We start from the raw sequence: 16,085 nt of genomic DNA on the forward strand, positions 1-16,085 counted from the left end.
TCTTTTTTTCTAGAATGATATATATTCAGTAGTGAGTTCAAGAGGAGGAGGCAGGGCCCTTGAAAAGATTAGCTGTAGTCCTCGCCGCTGGCCAGGGCAAACGAATGAAATCCAAATTATATAAAGTGCTGCACCCCGTCTGCGGGAAACCGATGGTGGGTCATGTGCTGCAAACGGTTGAACAAGTGAAATCGGAACGTACCGTCGTCGTGGTCGGGCATGGCGCGGAAGCTGTACGCTCTTATCTGGGTGATGCGGCGGAATATGTGCTGCAGGAGCAGCAGCTTGGAACTGGTCATGCTGTGAAGCAGGCCAAGGAGCTGATCGGTCAGGAGGAAGGCTCTACGATTGTTATTTGCGGTGATACCCCGCTCGTGACACCAGAGACGCTTGAGGGACTGCTGGAGCTGCATGAGAGCAATCAGGCGGCAGTCACCATTCTGACAGCCCATATGGACAACCCGAAGGGCTACGGACGGATTATCCGCAGCGAGAAGGGCGATGTGCTGCGCATTGTAGAGCAGAAGGATTGCAGTCCGGAAGAGGATGCGGTGTGCGAGATTAACACCGGTACCTATTGCTTCGATAATGCCAAGCTGTTCGCCGCGCTGGAGAAGGTCACGAACCAGAATGCTCAGCAGGAATATTATTTGACCGACTGTATCAGCATCCTGAAGCAATCTGGCGACAAGGTGCTGGGCTACCAGACAGAGGATGAGGCAGAGTCCATCGGCGTGAACGACCGGCTCGCTCTTTCGCAAGCCGAAGCTCTGATGCGGGAGCGCATTGCAAGACGTCATATGCTGAACGGAGTCACGCTGATCGATCCGTCCTCTACGTACATCGGGGCAGATGTTAAGATCGGCAGCGATACCGTGATTTATCCGGGAACGTTTCTGAAGGGAAGCACGACAGTCGGAAGTCAGTGTACGCTGGGTCCGAACAGTGAGATTGAAGATTCTTCTCTCGCTGACGGCGTAACCGTGAAATATTCGGTACTGTGCGAAGCAGAGGTGGGGGCAGAAACGTCTGTCGGGCCTTATGCGTATCTTCGTCCGGGCACCAAGCTGGGCCAGAACGTCAAGATCGGTGACTTCGTGGAAGTGAAGAATGCCGTCATTGATGATGGCTCCAAGGTCTCTCACCTCAGCTACATCGGCGATGCCTCGGTAGGCAAGAACGTAAATGTCGGCTGCGGCGCGATAACCGTGAACTACGATGGTTATAATAAATCTGTTACTGAAATTGAAGATGATGCCTTTATCGGCAGCAATGTTAATCTTGTAGCCCCGGTAAAAGTGGGCAAGGGCGCATTCGTTGTAGCCGGCTCCACGATCACGCATTCCGTAGCGGAGAATGATCTGGCGATTGCCAGAGTGCGCCAGGAGAACAAGCCGGGATACGCCGAGAAAATCCGCTCCCGCGCCAAGGCCAAGAAGAGCAGCAATTCCTCGTCCAAGCCGGAGTGATCAGGCAGCTACACAATTGAACCAGCACGGAGGGTTTTTATTTTATGACTTATCTTGATTCCAAATTAAAAATTTTCACCTGTAACTCCAATCCCAAGCTGGCCCATCAAATCGCAGACTACATCGGCATTCCGATGGGCGATTCGCTGACCACCAGCTTCAGCGACGGCGAAATTCAAGTCAAGCTCTCCGAGAGCGTCCGCGGCTGTCATGTATACATCGTGCAGTCTACCTGCGGACCGGTCAACGATAACCTGATGGAGCTGCTCGTTATGGTGGATGCATTGAAGCGCGCATCGGCCAAGAGCATTAACGTTGTTATTCCTTACTACGGCTATGCCCGGCAGGACCGCAAGGCACGCTCGCGTGATCCAATCACAGCAAAGCTCGTAGCGAACCTGATCGAAACTGCTGGTGCTCACCGCGTCATCTGTATGGATTTGCATGCGATGCAGATCCAGGGCTTCTTCGATATTCCGGTAGACCATTTGCTGGGGGTGCCAATCATTGCCCAGTATTTCCGGTCCAAGCAAATCGAGAACCCGGTGGTCGTATCTCCAGACCATGGCGGTGTCGTCCGCGCCCGCAAGCTCGCTGATTTCCTGAATGCCCCGCTGGCGATTATCGACAAGCGCCGTCCGGAGCCGAATGTCAGCGAAGTGATGAACATTATCGGTAATATTGAAGGCAAGACCGCTATTCTGATCGATGATATTATTGATACAGCCGGCACCATTGTGCTGGGAGCCAATGCCTTGATGGAGGGCGGCGTGAAGGAAGTATACGCCTGCTGTACACATCCGGTGCTCTCCGGCCCGGCGATGGAGCGGCTGGAGAATTCGCCGCTGAAGGAAGTCATTGTGACGGATACGATTCCGATTACCCATCCAAACCCAAGCAGCAAGCTGACAGTATTGTCCGTAGCTCCGCTAATGGGCGAGGCTATTATCCGTGTCCATGAAGAGCTGTCCATCAGCAAGCTGTTCGAGATCGAATAACCGGCATCAGGCCAGCGCTAAGGGTTACCGCACCTTCCTAAGGAGCGGTAACCCTTAGCGGCTATACGCCGATGGACTGATACTGCATATGACAACCTATCCATAGCGGGTAACCGCTTTCAATAAGGGGCGGGAAGGGCAGCGAAACGTCAATATCCGGGACGGGATACGAACGTGAAGCAGTTCCGATTGTATACGGCGCCCTCAATCTCGACAAACTGCGGCTCCACGGCTGTGATGCAGCCCAGTGTAATATGAACTCCCTGGTCATAGACCTGAACGGGGATTCCATGCTTCATGTGGTACTGGAAGTGGCTGTGGTGCGTCAACATCTTCCTCGTATGATCCAATAGCGCTCCACCTTCTTATGTCGGGATGATGACATGACTATCACATGTCCTTTGTCCATCTATTGTACTTTAGAATAGGGGAAAGAGGAAAGCATAATTGCAGAAAGGACGTTTACTCATGAAATGGATTGTCGGCCTGGGCAACCCGGGCCCCGCCTATGAGAAGACCCGCCATAATGTCGGGTTTATGGCTCTGGACGAGCTGGCCTCCCGGCATGGCTTCACCTTTAATCAGAGCAAATGCAAATCCGTGATCGCAGAAGGGATCATCAACGGTCAGAAGGCTGTATTGATGAAGCCGATGACGTATATGAACTTATCCGGCGAGGCCGTCAGGGCTTATATGGATTATTATAAAGTTCATCTGGACGATATGATCGTCGTTTATGATGATCTGGATACGGCCGTCGGCAGAATTCGTCTGCGCTACCAGGGCAGTGCCGGTGGACATAACGGCATCAAGTCGATCATTCAGCATACAGGCACGCAGAGCTTCAACCGGGTGCGCATGGGCATTTCCCGGCCGACTCCGGGACGGGCTGTTGTCGACTATGTGCTGGGGACCTTTCCCAAGCAGGAGCAGGAGCCGCTGCAGCAAATGATCCACAGCACCTGCGACGCTCTGGAGCACAGCCTGAGCCATACCTTCGAGCAGACTATGCAGCGGTTCAACGGCTAGAAGTACTCGAGAATCTCTCTCTCATTGCCAACGGAAGCTTGTCTTAAAGTCTCTGAATAGGGACATACTGAGGAACATAAACCATTCCCAGGAGGCATACAATGGCGATAAATTATGTTTGCAGACACTGCCGGACCCATCAAGGCGTGATTGATTCCCGCGGCATTTCCGAATCGAGGCTCGGGCTGGATGCCTTGACCCCCGAGGAACGCAGGGATATAATAGCGTATGATTTTAACGGAGAGATGATTGTCAACGTGACCTGCGATCATTGCCGGGAAGCGCTGGAGATGCATCCGGAGCTCAGCCTGCTGGCGAGCCCGCTTCAATAGAGTGGGCAGTCAATGATGCAGCCTGCACGGGGCCTATATGCAGCCGCTGTCCTAAATGACGCAGCCTGTACATCTCTTCATGACGGATTCCTAGGACAGACAGAACCACTGACTACAAGAGCCTTGGCAGACATGCTGAAGGCTTCTTTTCAATTACTGATGAGCTTTTTATATTTCGCTTGCATAAAGAGAGGTGCCCCTTTTGCTACAAGCACTTATTGATGTTTTTTCCGAGGATAAGGATTTTCAATCCATTACAGCGGGACTGGCTTCCGGGATGAGAGATCAGCTCATATCCGGGCTTACCGGCTCCTCCAGGCAGGTCATGATCGCAGGGGTGATGCAGAATCAGCAGCGTCCTGTGCTGGTTGTGACCCACAACATGTTCTCGGCCCAGAAAATTTACGATGACCTTCAGGAGATTCTATCTCCGGAGGATGTATTGCTGTACCCGGCGAATGAGCTTGTGGCGGCCGAATCGGCCGTATCCAGCCCGGAGGCCCTTGCCCAGCGAATTGAAGTGCTGCATCGCTGTGCTCGCGGCTTCCGGGGCCTTGTCGTGGCTCCGATTTCAGGGGTGCGGCGGCTGCTTCCCGCTCCGGAGGCGATGAAGGATGCGCGTATCCTTTTGCAGGAAGGAGGTCTGCTTGCGCTCGATGCCTTCCTCAACCAGATGATCGAGATGGGCTATGAGCGCGTGGAGCGGGTAGAATCCCGGGGAGAGATGAGCGTCCGCGGCGGCATTATCGACTTTTATCCCATGACAGCCCGTCATGCATACCGGGTGGAGCTCTTCGATGAGGACATCGACTCCATCCGCACCTTTGACCCCGGTGATCAGCGCTCGATTGACAAGGTCCGCGAGGTGCTGATTACGCCCTGCAAAGAAATTATCGCGAGTCAGCAGTCGCTGAATCGCGCAGCGGATACCGTGCTGAGTCTGCTGGATACCCAGCTGGAGCGCATGACAGACCGGCAGGCGAAGCAGCGCCTCAAGGAAGAGATCGGCCGGGAGGCGGAAATGCTGCGGGAGCGTATTTATTTCCCGGAAATGTATAAATACATTTCGCTACTATATCCGGAGCACGCTCATCTGTATGACTACATGGCCGAGGATACGATTCTGGTGCTGGATGAGCCAGGACGCCTGCTGGAAACCGCCCGTCAGCTGGAGCGCGATGAAGCGGAGTGGAACCTGCACCTGATTCAGCACGGGAAGTCGCTGCCAAGCCTGCCGCTCTCGCTGGAGCATGAAGAGGTCATTTACCAGCAGCGCTACCAAAGCCTGCTGATCTCGGTCTTTTTGCGTCAGGTGCCGCGGATGCAGCCGAAAAATATCGTCAATTTCATTACCCGCGGCATGCAGGATTTCCATGGCCAAATGAACGTGCTGAAAGCCGAGATGGAAAGGTGGAAGAAATCCGGGATCAAGGTGATGATGCTCGGCGGCGATGCCGAGCGTATGGACCGGATGAAGCGGGTGCTGCACGACTATAGCATTGAGGAGCCGATGCTGCTTGAAGGCAGCCTGCAGAACGGCTTCGAGCTCCCTTCCGTGCATGCAGCAGTCATTACCGAGGCAGAGATGTTCTCGCAGAAGCAGCGGAAGACGAGAAAAACAAGCCGTAATATGGATAATGCCGAGCGGATCAAGAGCTATACCGAGCTGAAGGTCGGCGATTATGTTGTGCACCAAAACCACGGGATCGGCAAATATCTGGGCATTGGTACGCTGGAGATCAATGGCATTCATAAAGACTATATGCATATTTTATATGCGGGCAGTGACAAGCTATCGGTACCGATTGAGCAGATTGATCTGATCCAGAAATACGTAGGCTCGGAGGACAAGGAGCCGAAAATTTACAAGCTGGGCGGCAACGAATGGACGCGAGTGAAGAACAAGGTTCGCTCTTCCGTCCAGGATATTGCGGATGATCTGATCAAGCTGTATGCCGAGCGGCAGTCCGCACCGGGCTACGGCTTTGAGAAGGACACGGCTGAGCAGCAGGAGTTCGAGGATATTTTTCCATATGACGAAACGCCGGACCAGCTGCGGGCGATTACAGAAATTAAGAAGGACATGGAGCAGAACCGTCCGATGGACCGCCTGCTGTGCGGAGACGTCGGCTATGGCAAGACCGAGGTTGCTGTCCGTGCAGCCTTTAAAGCGGCGATTGAAGGGAAGCAGGTGGCTGTGCTGGTGCCAACGACGATCCTGGCCCAGCAGCACTACGAAACGTTCCGGGAGCGCTTCTCAACCTATCCGATGAACATTGAGGTGCTGAGCCGCTTCCGCAGCCGCAAGGAGCAGAATGAAACGATTAAGAAGGTCAAGCAGGGGACGGTTGATATTCTGATCGGAACGCATCGCCTGCTGTCGCAGGACCTGGTATTCAAGGATCTAGGCCTCTTGATTGTCGATGAGGAGCAGCGGTTTGGCGTTACTCATAAGGAGAAGCTGAAGCGGCTGAAGACGAACGTGGACGTGCTGACCCTCACCGCCACTCCGATTCCGCGGACCCTGCATATGTCCATGCTGGGCGTTCGTGATCTGTCGGTCATTGAAACCCCGCCAGAAAACCGGTTTCCGGTGCAGACCTATGTGCTGGAGCATAGCCAGACGCTTGTCCGCGAAGCGATTGAGCGGGAGCTGGCCCGAGGCGGACAGGTCTACTATCTGTATAACCGGGTGCAGGGAATTCAGGAAATGGCTGCCCAGATCTCAGAATTGGTGCCTGAGGCCAAGGTGGGCGTGGGCCACGGACAGATGAGTGAAACAGAGCTTGAGAAGACGATTCTGGATTTTCTGGATGGGGAGTATGACGTGCTGGTCAGTACGAGCATTATCGAGACCGGCGTAGATATCCCGAATGTGAACACCCTGATCGTGCACGATGCGGATAAGATGGGCTTGTCCCAGCTCTATCAGCTGAGAGGGCGGGTAGGCCGTTCCAACCGGATCGCATATGCGTATTTTACGTATCAGCGGGATAAGGTGTTAACCGAGGTTGCCGAGAAGCGGCTGCAGTCCATCAAGGAATTTACGGAGCTCGGCTCGGGCTTCAAGATTGCCATGCGGGATTTGTCTATCCGGGGAGCGGGCAATCTGCTCGGGGCGGAGCAGCACGGCTTCATCGCCTCCGTCGGGTTTGATCTGTATTCCCAAATGCTGGCGGAGGAAATCCAGAAGCGGAAGGTCACTATGCTGGGCGAGCCGCAGGAGCCGTCCCGGGATTGGAACACCTCCTTGGATCTTGGAATCGATGCCTATCTTCCTTCTGACTATATTTATGACAGCATTCAGAAGATTGAGATCTATAAAAAAGTGGCGGCGGTGGCATCCTTTGAGGAGGCTGCAGAGCTGGAGGATGAGCTGCTGGACCGCTTCGGTGAGCTGCCGGAGGCCGTTCAGAACCTGCTTGCCGTGTCGAGGCTGAAGATATACGGACGGAGCTACGGAATCGACTCCATTACGCAGCGCGGGGACGACCTTGTTTTGCAGTTTTACGAAGGACAGGATAAAATAGTGAACAGGAACAGCCTTTCACAGATTGGAAGTTCCTTCGAAAAGCGTGTACAATTTGAGCAGGGCTCAGGCATGTCGATACGCCTGAAGTGCAAAGGACTTCAAGATCCGGAGCTGTTGAAGCTGCTGGAACAGTTTCTTGAGGCTGCGAAGGAGTCATTTAACGGGAAGGGAGATTTACAGAATGCCGTCAAGAAATAAGAAGTCGGGAAAGCTGTTCATGGTGACGATGAGCGCCATGTTGTCTATATCACTGGCTGCCTGCGGGAACGAGAACGCGGCAGCACCTGCGCCGGAGGACAACAGCAAGATTGTTGTGAAGTATAAGGGCGGGGAGATCACAGAGAAAGAATTTGAGCTGGAGCAGAAGGTGATGCAGTTCATGTCACCGCAATTTGCACAGTTCGCGCAGATGGACGAATTCAAAGAATATCTCGCGAAGCAGGGCGCAGCCTATGAGTATCTGGCGGTGGATGCCAGCGAGGAATCCAGGGAAGCCGCGAAGAAGCAGGCGGACGAGCTGGTCGATAAGAACAAGGAGGCCATGGGAGCCGAGGCGCTGGAAGCGGCGCTCACAGCTCAGGGCTTGACCGAGGATGACCTGAGAAGCTACATGCTGCGCGTCATGACAGTTATGGAAGACCAGAAGAACAAGGTGACTGATGAAGAGATCAAGAACACCTTTGACGAGAAGCAGGAGGATTTCACCGTGGTCACGCTGCGCCATGTGCTCATCCGCTTGACCGATAGTGAAGGCAAGGAGCGCACGAAGGAAGATGCGTTGAAGCTGGCAAATGAAGTGAAGGCCAAGCTGGATGGCGGGGCTGATTTCGCGGAGGTTGCGAAGGAGTATTCAGAGGATCCGGGCTCCCAGTCTAACGGCGGTCTGTATGAGAACTATGAAGTGAAGGATTGGGTGCCCGAGTTCAAGGAGAAGGCACTCAGCCTGCCCCTGAATGAAGTCAGCGAGCCGGTGGAAACCGAATACGGCTACCATGTGATGAAGGTCGAAAGCCGCGAGGAAATGACCTTTGACAAGCTCAGCGATGAGCGCAAGGACCAGATTCGCAGTGACCTGGCTTCCAGTAAGGTGGACGAGTTCATGAATACAGAGCTGGACAGCATCATTGAGAGCATTGAGCTGCCAAAGAGTGAGACGCCGGCTGAGCCGTCTACGGAGCAGGAGAACGGAGCGGAGCAAGCGCCACAGGCCGATCCTGGCACGAGCGATCCCGGTGCGGAGAGCAAGGAGCCTGAAGCGAAGGAGCCTGCAGGAGAGGATACCGGCAAGTAAGCTGCTAAAGGCGCCGGCGCTGCCGGGAGCACTCGTCCCGGAGAACGCAGGCCGGGGCAGTCTTTTGGCTTCTGGACGCAGTAAATCCATAACGCCGCCATGGCGTTATGGATTTTTTTACCCTCTAACGCAACCAATTCAGGGCAAAGATGTATAAGGTTATAGGAAAGGATGAATACTAAGCTCAGACATTCACTTAACATACCTGGCTGGGGACATCCTCTTCCCATACCGATCAGTAGTTGAAAAATCTTCTTAAGAAAGCGGGGCAGCATGTGAAATGAAAGCTACTGGAATCGTTCGCCGTATCGATGACCTCGGTCGTGTGGTCATCCCCAAGGAAATTCGTCGTACTCTACGGATCCGAGAAGGAGATCCGCTCGAAATTTTTGTAGACCGGGATGGAGAAGTCATCCTGAAGAAATACTCGCCGATCGGAGAGCTTGGAGATTTCGCCAAGGAATACGCAGAGTCCCTGTATGAAAGCACCGGCCATATTACCATTATTGCTGACCGGGATTCCTTCGTCGCTGTAGCTGGAGGCTCCAAGAAGGAGTACATGGACAAGCCGGTGGGCAATCTGCTGGAGACCGGGATGGAGAATCGCAAGACCATCCTGGAAGAAAACAAAGGCACGTACGAAATCAGCAAGGATCATCCGGAGGAGTTCTCCACCTTTGTTGCGGCTCCCATTGTCGCCGGCGGTGACCCGATTGGCTGTGTGCTGATGCTGAACAAGGACGAGTCTGTCAAGATGGGCCAAATGGAAGTGAAAATGGCGGAAACCGCCGCTGCTTTCCTTGGCAAGCAAATGGAACAGTAAACCGGCGGTGTAAAGCCCCCTGCATGACTGCACAACCTCAGCTCCTGCTCGCAACGAAGCTCTCCCTTGGAGAGCGGGATGCGGCGGGAGCTTTTTGATGATCGGGTTCTGCATTGGCGGTGCCGGAAATTGCATGTCTTTTGAGTCAAGCCGTCCTTTGAGCGTATAATGGGCTGTACATGACAATTCAGTGAGAGATCTGCAAGGAATGGTGGTCAGCTTATGAAAACAGGGGAAGCGGGGGCAAGGCTTCTGAAGGGGGCCTTTATCCTGAGCGCGGCGGCGATCGGCTCGAAGCTGATCGGGACGCTTCAAAAGATACCGCTGCAGAATATAGGCGGAGACGCCGTGTTCGGCATTTATAATACGGTGAATCCACTGTATACCATGATGATTACCCTCGCAGCAGCGGGATTTCCGCTTGCGCTGTCCAAGTTCGTGGCGGAGGCCGAGGCGGCGGGTCGGCCTCAGGACAGCCTGCGCCTGCTGAGGATATCAAGCCTGTTCCTGATCAGCTTGGGGCTGGTGCTGGGGCTGCTGCTGTATACAACAGCCCCGCTGCTCGGAAGCTGGATCGGCAGTGAGCAGGTGGTGCCGGCTCTGCAGGCCTCTGCACTGGCGCTGCTTTTTGTGCCGTGGATGGCGCTGCTGCGCGGCTATTTTCAAGGGCTGCACAATGTGGTGCCGACAGCGGTATCCCAGATTGCAGAGCAGAGCATTCGGGTCATCGTCATGATTACGCTGCTGCTGTATATGCTTCAGCAGGGGGCGTCTGCACCACAAATTACGGCCGGGGCGATGCTCGGCTCGGCCGCCGGCGGAGTCGCAGGCCTGCTTGTGATGCTGCTATACTGGCGCAAGAGCCGTGGAAAGAAAAGGGCTGCGGCGAAGGATTCCGGCACTCCCGGTTTCACAGAGCCAGCGTGGTCGCGGCAAGCCGGGTTTCAGCAAAGCCAGCGGAGCGCGGGGGAGGTCCATCTGGGCGAGACCAGCGCCCTGAGGATTCTGAAGGTGCTGGCTGCTTATGCGCTGCCCGTGTGCCTCAGCGCCCTGGCGATCCCGCTGATCGGCCTGGTGGACTCCTTCACCGTACCCCGGTCCCTGCTGAGCAGCGGGTTGTCGGAGGACGGCATGCTGGCCCGGTTCGGCATTTACAACCGGGGGCTGCCGCTTGTCCAGCTGGTCACGATGCTGGCAGCGTCGTTGTCGGTGCTGTTCATCCCGGCGCTGGCGGAAGCGCGCTACCGGGGACAGCATGAGCTGGCGGCCCGGCAGAGCGAGCTCGCCCTGCGCTGGTTCTGGCTGCTCGGCCTGGCTGCGTCCGCAGGACTTGCGGTGCTGGCCGAGCCTGTCAATGTGATGCTGTACGAGGATGCCGAAGGCAGCGATGTGCTGCGCTGGGTTGCGCTCACCGCGGTGTTTGGCACGGTGAGCATTATTACGGCCGCGCTGCTGCAGGGCGCGGGCCTGGTCCGGGCGCCAGCTTTGCATTTGCTGGCGGCGGCCCTGCTCAAGCTGGGGCTGAACCTGGCGCTTGTGCCCCAGCTCGGCATTACCGGCGCGGCGATTGCCGGTGTCGCCGCGCATGGCACCGCAGCAGCGCTCAATACCGCGCTGCTGGTGCGTCATGCAGGTGTCAGGCTATCCGCCGCACACCTGCTCCTGCGGCCCGCGCTGGTGACCGCGGGCCTGGTGCTGGCCGCCTGGGCCGCGTCAACCGCGGCGGGCGGCCTGGCAGCCGCGGCCGGGCTGGGCACCGGCCGCATGAGCGCCGCCGCCGCAAGCCTGGCCGGCGTGGCGGCAGGGGCCGGCGCCTTTGTGGCCGGCGCCGTCTGGACGAAGCTCCTCTCAGAGGAGGAGCTTCACCTGCTGCCGAAGATCGGCCGGCCGCTGGCCGCCCTGCTTACGCGCCTGCGGCTGCTGTGCTGACGCGCTGTCTCTCACGCCGAGCGCTGTGGAAGCCACCGCGTGCACGTCTCGGCTCCGCCATCCGAGCGAGCAGCCAGCACGTCTGTGACAGCTTCACGCCCGCGCCTGCTTATACGTTGCCGCTGCGCACGCCTTACCGCCTACCGCAGCGGCGGACGTGAGTTGCACCGGCGCCTGTGGTATAGTAGACTACGATACTACCGCTGTAGAAGCATCAGCGGACGAAGACGGAGGAAGCCCCATGAGTGCAGCGATTACAGTGGTCGGACTGGGTTCGGGGAATGCCGACAGACTGACCTTAGGCATGTTCAAGACTCTTCAAGGGGCTGACAGGGTATATGTGCGCACCCTGAAGCACCCGGTAATTGATGATTTGCGTGAGACAGGCATAGAGATGAAGTCCTTTGACTCCGTATATGAAAGCTATGATACCTTCCCGGAGGTGTATGAGCATATTGCTGCGTCATTGATCAAGCTGGCTCTTGCCGGCGAAGGAGAGATTGTGTATGCCGTTCCCGGCCATCCCATGGTGGCGGAGGCAACCGTACGGCTGCTGCGGGAGCGTTGTCCGGAGCAGGACATTGCCCTGAAGGTGCTGGGAGGCGAAAGCTTTCTCGACGAAGCGTTCGTACGTCTCGGGTTTGACCCGATTGAAGGCTTTCAGCTGCTGGATGCCGGCGGGCTGTCGGCTTCACGGCTTCAGCCCCAGCTGCACACCCTGATCGGTCAGGTGTATGATATGTTTACCGCCTCCGAGGTGAAGCTTGCGCTGATGGAGGTGTACCCGGATGACTATGAGGTCATCGTCGGGCATGCGCTGGGCGTGGAGGGACAGGAATCCATTCAGCACATTCCGCTGTATGAGCTGGACCGTGTAGAGGGCTATGGCAATCTGTCTCTCGTCTATGTGCCCCGCAGCGATGATGAGCAGCTGCGCCGGCGCAGCTTTGACCGTCTGCATGAGATTGTAGCCGTGCTCCGCAGTCCTGAGGGCTGTCCGTGGGACCGGGAGCAGACGCATCAATCCATCCGCAAGAACCTCATTGAGGAAACGTACGAAGTGCTGGAAACGATTGATGAGGATGATCCCGATCATATGCAGGAGGAGCTCGGAGATCTGCTGCTGCAGATTATGCTTCACTCGCAGATGGAGGAAGAGATCGGTACCTTCACCGTCAGAGATGTCATTGGCTCCTTGAATGACAAGCTGATCTTCCGGCATCCGCATGTATTTGGCGACACCTCTGCGAAGGATGCCGAGGACGCCTTGCAGAATTGGGAGCAGATGAAGGCGGAGGAGAAGCTGAGAAAAGGACAGACCGCGTCCTCCACATCGGTGCTAGACGGCGTTCCCCGGGATCTGCCGGCGCTGATGAAGGCCTACAAGCTGCAGAAGAAGGCGGCCAAGGTGGGCTTCGACTGGGATGACATCTCCGGGGTGTTCCAGAAGATTGAAGAAGAGCTGGCGGAGCTACGGGAAGCCGTAGAGCAGGGACTGTCTCCGGAGGAGCAGGCTCTTGAGCTGGGAGACCTGCTCTTTGCAGCCTGCAATGCTGCGCGCTTTATCCAGGCTGATCCCGAGGAGGCTCTATCCCGAACCAACCGCAAGTTTACCGAGCGCTTTCACTATATCGAGGAGCAGCTGTCGGCCCGGGGCGAGGATATTCGCAAGACGCCTGTAGACGTCATGGAAGAGCTGTGGCAGTCCGCGAAGACATCCGGGGGCAGGGACAAGGCATAAAGGAGCGTGAAATTTGCCGATAAATAGGCAGATTTTCAAAAAAATCGCCCCCAAAGGCAGGAATTCGCTCCCCCATCCAGAATTACACTTGATAGGCAAGCCCGAGTAAACAGATGGAATCACGGTGCTTGCTATTACACACATTCTATTTTTCGAAATATTGGGAGGATTTTAACTCATGAACAAAACAGATCTCGTCAACAACATTTCCAGTAAAAGCGGTTTGTCTAAAAAAGACGTGGAGAACGTTCTGAACGGTTTCCTCGGTGAAATTACAGATGCATTGGCAAGCGGTGACAAGGTACAGCTGATCGGCTTCGGTACCTTCGAAACACGCAAGCGTGCAGGCCGCACAGGCCGTAACCCGCAAACCGGCAACACCATCGAAATTCCAGAATCCAACGTTCCTGCATTCAAGGCAGGCAACAAGCTTAAAGAAGCTGTCAACTAATGCGTCTCGATAAATTCCTTAAGGTATCCAGACTCATCAAGCGCCGCACCGTGGCGAAGGACGTTTCGGAGCAGGGCCGGGTATATATTAACGGCCGTGAATCGAAGCCGAGCGGCACGGTCAAGGTCGGAGACGAGATTACGGTCCAGTTCGGACAGAAGCTGGTCACCGTCCGGGTAGAGCGCCTGGTGGACACCACCCGCAAGGATGAGGCTGCAAGCCTCTACACTCTGGTTAAGGAAGAGCCGATCGCGAAAGACAACGATTTAAACTGGCAATAACGGCATCGCCGTCCAAGACATCCTCTCCGCCGGCGGAGAGGATGTCTTTTTATCATCCGCCGGAGGATACCTGCTCGCGGGAGCTATCATTCCGGTTCTAATTGCATCCCTGTCCCCATATGCTGTTGGTATAAGGGAGGGGTACATGCCATGATTGACCAAAAAAACAAGCCGCACGATATGCGGCTGCACAGCCGCAAGCTGCTGGACATGACCGGTGTCAAAAATGTAGAAAGCTTTGACAGTGAAGAATTTCTTCTGCAGACCGAGCTGGGGCATTTAAGCATCCGCGGCCAGAATTTACATATCAAGAACCTGAGTTTGGAGGAGGGCATCCTCTCCATTGAAGGCTTGATCCATTCCTTTGCCTACCTCAATCCCGGGAATCAGGCCAAACCGAAGAGCTTGCTGGGCAAGCTGTTTAAATGAACCCCCATGAGCAGTGGATGACGCTGCTCTGGATGATGGTTTCCGGAGCAGCAATGGGAATGGCCTATGACAGCTACCGGGTGCTGGCAGGAGAGCTTCGTTTCCCGAAATGGTCGGTGCATGTGATCGATTTGCTGTACTGGATCGGCGCAGCGCTGTTCGTATTCCGTATGCTGTACGCCGCCAATCACGGGCAGCTTCGATTCTATGTTTTTGTTGGTCTTTTTGCAGGGGTATGGATCTATTTTTTAATCGGGAGTGTTACAACCAGGCGTTTTGTGGTAATGTTAGTTCAGGCAGCAATGTCATTGCTGTCCATTTTGACGACTTTACTGGACGTCTTGCTATGGAAGCCATTAAAGCTGCTGTTTTCCTTGCTGAAAGGAAGCCTGAAGCTGATTTGGCGGTTGATGATGGTTGTGCTTCAAGTGGTTTGGAAGCTGCTGACGCCGCTCAGGGCCATCCTGAGGTGGATTTGCTCCCCGATCATTTCCCGGCTCTCTATGCCGGCATGGGGGAAGAAGGCAGCGGACAAGTTCAAGGCAGTCTGGAAACGCTGGTTTTAGGAGGGATAGGCCATGGCCAGAGCGGGTACAGGACGCAGAGCCGACGTAGAACGTAATGCAGAGGCAGTGCGCAAAGAGGATTCCCCCGATACAGCCAGGAATGCGGGGGCCAAGCGGCGAAAGAGGTTATACGCCGTGGTGATGCTTTCGTTTGTGGTTTGGGCAGGGATCACGCTGTACAGCCAGTATGGCCAGATCCAGAGCACCAGCAGCACGCTTGCTGAGAAGCAAGGCGAAGAGAGGGCCGTAAAGGCTGCACTGAAGGAGCTTAACCTGGAAGTGGAGCGTCTGCAGGATCCGGAGTACATTGGGCAGATGGCCCGTAAGAAATTTGGGCTGTATCCGCCGAATGAGGTTCCGATCATCCAGCCGCAGGAATAAGGTAGTAAAGCCTGCGAAACCGCGGCATCACTCTGTTGACCTCTTTTCGGTCATTGGGTATAATCAAATCACCGTAGCGAGATTCACAATGTGACTGTATATTTCTAAGGGAGGATCATTTTATTCTATGGCAATTGAAGTGGGCACCAAGTTAGAGGGCAAGGTGACAGGTATTACGCATTTTGGAGCATTTGTGGATCTGTCAGGAGGTGTCACGGGTCTCGTTCACATCTCGGAGATCGCCGATAATTACGTAAAGGACGTTAACGATCATTTGAAGATCGGTGATGTCGTAACCGTAAAGGTGATCAACGTCGACAAGGATGGCAAGATCGGTCTCTCGATCAAGCAGACTGTCGATAAGCCGGCTTCTTCGGAAAGCCGTCCACCACGCGGACCTAGACCGGAACGCAGCGGCGGAGGCGGCGGAGAGCGATTTGGAGGCGGCGGTGGAGGATTCAACCGTGAACGCGGCGGACGCCCGTTTAAGCCTGCGGTCAACAAGCCTTCATTTGAGGATAAAATGTCGCGCTTCCTGAAAGACAGTGAGGAACGCATCTCTTCACTTAAGAAGAATACGGAGGGCAAACGCGGCGGACGCGGTGCCAAACGTATGTAGTCCGATCCCATATAGATCAGAACCGCAGAAGGAAATTTCCTTCTGCGGTTTTTTTGTCAGCTGGTCCGAGCGTCCGACAGGTTACAACGGGATCCTCCCGGATCTGATGCCGCCTTCCCCAAGGGGTCCTGCAAAAAACCGCGCATTCATTACCCGCTAAGCCCTCTTTTGAAACGCTCAAAGCGGTCTGACCCTAGAGCCGGGGGGAGGTTGT

The 16,085-nt window shown here is 55.3% G+C and carries 16 protein-coding genes; 15 read left to right on the forward strand and 1 reads right to left on the reverse strand.

The window, feature by feature from the left end:
• The first annotated feature begins 59 nt into the window (after positions 1–59).
• Both glmU and JJQ72_RS18345 read left to right on the forward strand, forming a co-directional pair.
• Complete coding sequence (glmU, locus tag JJQ72_RS18340) at positions 60–1,469, forward strand: bifunctional UDP-N-acetylglucosamine diphosphorylase/glucosamine-1-phosphate N-acetyltransferase GlmU (RefSeq protein ID WP_208204538.1); 1,410 nt, start codon at positions 60–62, stop codon at positions 1,467–1,469.
• Positions 1,470–1,513: 44 nt separating this feature from the next.
• Positions 1,514–2,467 carry a ribose-phosphate diphosphokinase gene (locus tag JJQ72_RS18345; protein WP_138223924.1) on the forward strand — a complete coding sequence of 318 codons (954 nt, stop codon included), beginning with the start codon at positions 1,514–1,516 and terminating at the stop codon, positions 2,465–2,467.
• Between the two features lie 149 nt (positions 2,468–2,616).
• Here the strand turns inward: JJQ72_RS18345 and JJQ72_RS18350 are convergent, their stop codons facing one another.
• The gene (locus JJQ72_RS18350; RefSeq protein WP_243896215.1) at positions 2,617–2,817 is read right to left on the reverse strand and encodes a hypothetical protein; all 201 of its coding nucleotides are present in this window, start codon (positions 2,815–2,817) and stop codon (positions 2,617–2,619) included.
• A gap of 118 nt (positions 2,818–2,935) precedes the next feature.
• On the opposite strand from JJQ72_RS18350, the gene pth reads away from it, so the two are divergent.
• From pth to JJQ72_RS18415, 13 genes are all read left to right on the forward strand, one after another.
• Positions 2,936–3,496: an aminoacyl-tRNA hydrolase gene (gene pth / locus JJQ72_RS18355; protein WP_138223925.1), complete on the forward strand. Its 561-nt coding sequence runs from the start codon at positions 2,936–2,938 to the stop codon at positions 3,494–3,496.
• A gap of 101 nt (positions 3,497–3,597) precedes the next feature.
• The gene (locus JJQ72_RS18360) at positions 3,598–3,828 is read left to right on the forward strand and encodes an anti-sigma-F factor Fin family protein (RefSeq protein ID WP_138223926.1); all 231 of its coding nucleotides are present in this window, start codon (positions 3,598–3,600) and stop codon (positions 3,826–3,828) included.
• A 202-nt stretch (positions 3,829–4,030) separates the two neighbouring features.
• A complete protein-coding gene (gene mfd, locus JJQ72_RS18365; RefSeq protein ID WP_208204539.1) occupies positions 4,031–7,558 on the forward strand; it encodes a transcription-repair coupling factor in 3,528 nt (1,175 codons plus the stop codon).
• Positions 7,542–8,651, forward strand: a complete 1,110-nt coding sequence (locus JJQ72_RS18370) for a peptidylprolyl isomerase (protein ID WP_208204540.1) — start codon at positions 7,542–7,544, stop codon at positions 8,649–8,651. Before mfd ends, JJQ72_RS18370 begins: the two co-directional genes overlap by 17 nt.
• A 280-nt stretch (positions 8,652–8,931) precedes the next feature.
• Positions 8,932–9,474 (forward strand): stage V sporulation protein T, encoded by a 543-nt coding sequence (spoVT, locus tag JJQ72_RS18375; protein WP_138223929.1) that lies wholly within the window; start codon positions 8,932–8,934, stop codon positions 9,472–9,474.
• A gap of 222 nt (positions 9,475–9,696) precedes the next feature.
• A complete protein-coding gene (locus JJQ72_RS18380; protein WP_208204541.1) occupies positions 9,697–11,403 on the forward strand; it encodes a putative polysaccharide biosynthesis protein in 1,707 nt (568 codons plus the stop codon).
• 241 nt (positions 11,404–11,644) lie between these two features.
• Positions 11,645–13,144: a bifunctional methyltransferase/pyrophosphohydrolase YabN gene (gene yabN, locus JJQ72_RS18385; RefSeq protein ID WP_208204542.1), complete on the forward strand. Its 1,500-nt coding sequence runs from the start codon at positions 11,645–11,647 to the stop codon at positions 13,142–13,144.
• Between the two features lie 178 nt (positions 13,145–13,322).
• Entirely contained in the window at positions 13,323–13,595 is a 273-nt protein-coding gene (locus JJQ72_RS18390) for an HU family DNA-binding protein (protein ID WP_138223932.1), read from the forward strand.
• Complete coding sequence (locus JJQ72_RS18395; RefSeq protein ID WP_138223933.1) at positions 13,595–13,876, forward strand: RNA-binding S4 domain-containing protein; 282 nt, start codon at positions 13,595–13,597, stop codon at positions 13,874–13,876. Before JJQ72_RS18390 ends, JJQ72_RS18395 begins: the two co-directional genes overlap by 1 nt.
• A 150-nt stretch (positions 13,877–14,026) precedes the next feature.
• The gene (yabP, locus tag JJQ72_RS18400) at positions 14,027–14,305 is read left to right on the forward strand and encodes a sporulation protein YabP (protein WP_138223934.1); all 279 of its coding nucleotides are present in this window, start codon (positions 14,027–14,029) and stop codon (positions 14,303–14,305) included.
• Positions 14,302–14,871 (forward strand): spore cortex biosynthesis protein YabQ, encoded by a 570-nt coding sequence (yabQ, locus tag JJQ72_RS18405; RefSeq protein ID WP_138223935.1) that lies wholly within the window; start codon positions 14,302–14,304, stop codon positions 14,869–14,871. The genes yabP and yabQ overlap by 4 nt, the downstream gene beginning before the upstream one ends.
• Positions 14,872–14,883: 12 nt before the next feature.
• Complete coding sequence (locus JJQ72_RS18410; RefSeq protein ID WP_208204543.1) at positions 14,884–15,252, forward strand: FtsB family cell division protein; 369 nt, start codon at positions 14,884–14,886, stop codon at positions 15,250–15,252.
• Between the two features lie 127 nt (positions 15,253–15,379).
• Positions 15,380–15,871 (forward strand): S1 domain-containing RNA-binding protein, encoded by a 492-nt coding sequence (locus JJQ72_RS18415; protein WP_138223937.1) that lies wholly within the window; start codon positions 15,380–15,382, stop codon positions 15,869–15,871.
• Positions 15,872–16,085 lie beyond the last annotated feature (214 nt).

Source organism: Paenibacillus sp. F411, from assembly GCF_017582705.1.
GTDB lineage: Bacteria > Bacillota > Bacilli > Paenibacillales > Paenibacillaceae > Paenibacillus_AQ > Paenibacillus_AQ algicola.

What these genes read in the sequence shown, in the direction of transcription:
- JJQ72_RS18345 (WP_138223924.1), top strand. Translation starts at nt 1,514, where the DNA reads ATGACTTATCTTGATTCCAAATTAAAAATTTTCACCTGTAACTCCAAT.
- pth (WP_138223925.1), top strand. Translation starts at nt 2,936, where the DNA reads ATGAAATGGATTGTCGGCCTGGGCAACCCGGGCCCCGCCTATGAGAAG.
- JJQ72_RS18360 (WP_138223926.1), top strand. Translation starts at nt 3,598, where the DNA reads ATGGCGATAAATTATGTTTGCAGACACTGCCGGACCCATCAAGGCGTG.
- JJQ72_RS18370 (WP_208204540.1), top strand. Translation starts at nt 7,542, where the DNA reads ATGCCGTCAAGAAATAAGAAGTCGGGAAAGCTGTTCATGGTGACGATG.
- spoVT (WP_138223929.1), top strand. Translation starts at nt 8,932, where the DNA reads ATGAAAGCTACTGGAATCGTTCGCCGTATCGATGACCTCGGTCGTGTG.
- JJQ72_RS18380 (WP_208204541.1), top strand. Translation starts at nt 9,697, where the DNA reads ATGAAAACAGGGGAAGCGGGGGCAAGGCTTCTGAAGGGGGCCTTTATC.
- yabN (WP_208204542.1), top strand. Translation starts at nt 11,645, where the DNA reads ATGAGTGCAGCGATTACAGTGGTCGGACTGGGTTCGGGGAATGCCGAC.
- JJQ72_RS18390 (WP_138223932.1), top strand. Translation starts at nt 13,323, where the DNA reads ATGAACAAAACAGATCTCGTCAACAACATTTCCAGTAAAAGCGGTTTG.
- JJQ72_RS18395 (WP_138223933.1), top strand. Translation starts at nt 13,595, where the DNA reads ATGCGTCTCGATAAATTCCTTAAGGTATCCAGACTCATCAAGCGCCGC.
- yabP (WP_138223934.1), top strand. Translation starts at nt 14,027, where the DNA reads ATGATTGACCAAAAAAACAAGCCGCACGATATGCGGCTGCACAGCCGC.
- yabQ (WP_138223935.1), top strand. Translation starts at nt 14,302, where the DNA reads ATGAACCCCCATGAGCAGTGGATGACGCTGCTCTGGATGATGGTTTCC.
- JJQ72_RS18410 (WP_208204543.1), top strand. Translation starts at nt 14,884, where the DNA reads ATGGCCAGAGCGGGTACAGGACGCAGAGCCGACGTAGAACGTAATGCA.
- JJQ72_RS18415 (WP_138223937.1), top strand. Translation starts at nt 15,380, where the DNA reads ATGGCAATTGAAGTGGGCACCAAGTTAGAGGGCAAGGTGACAGGTATT.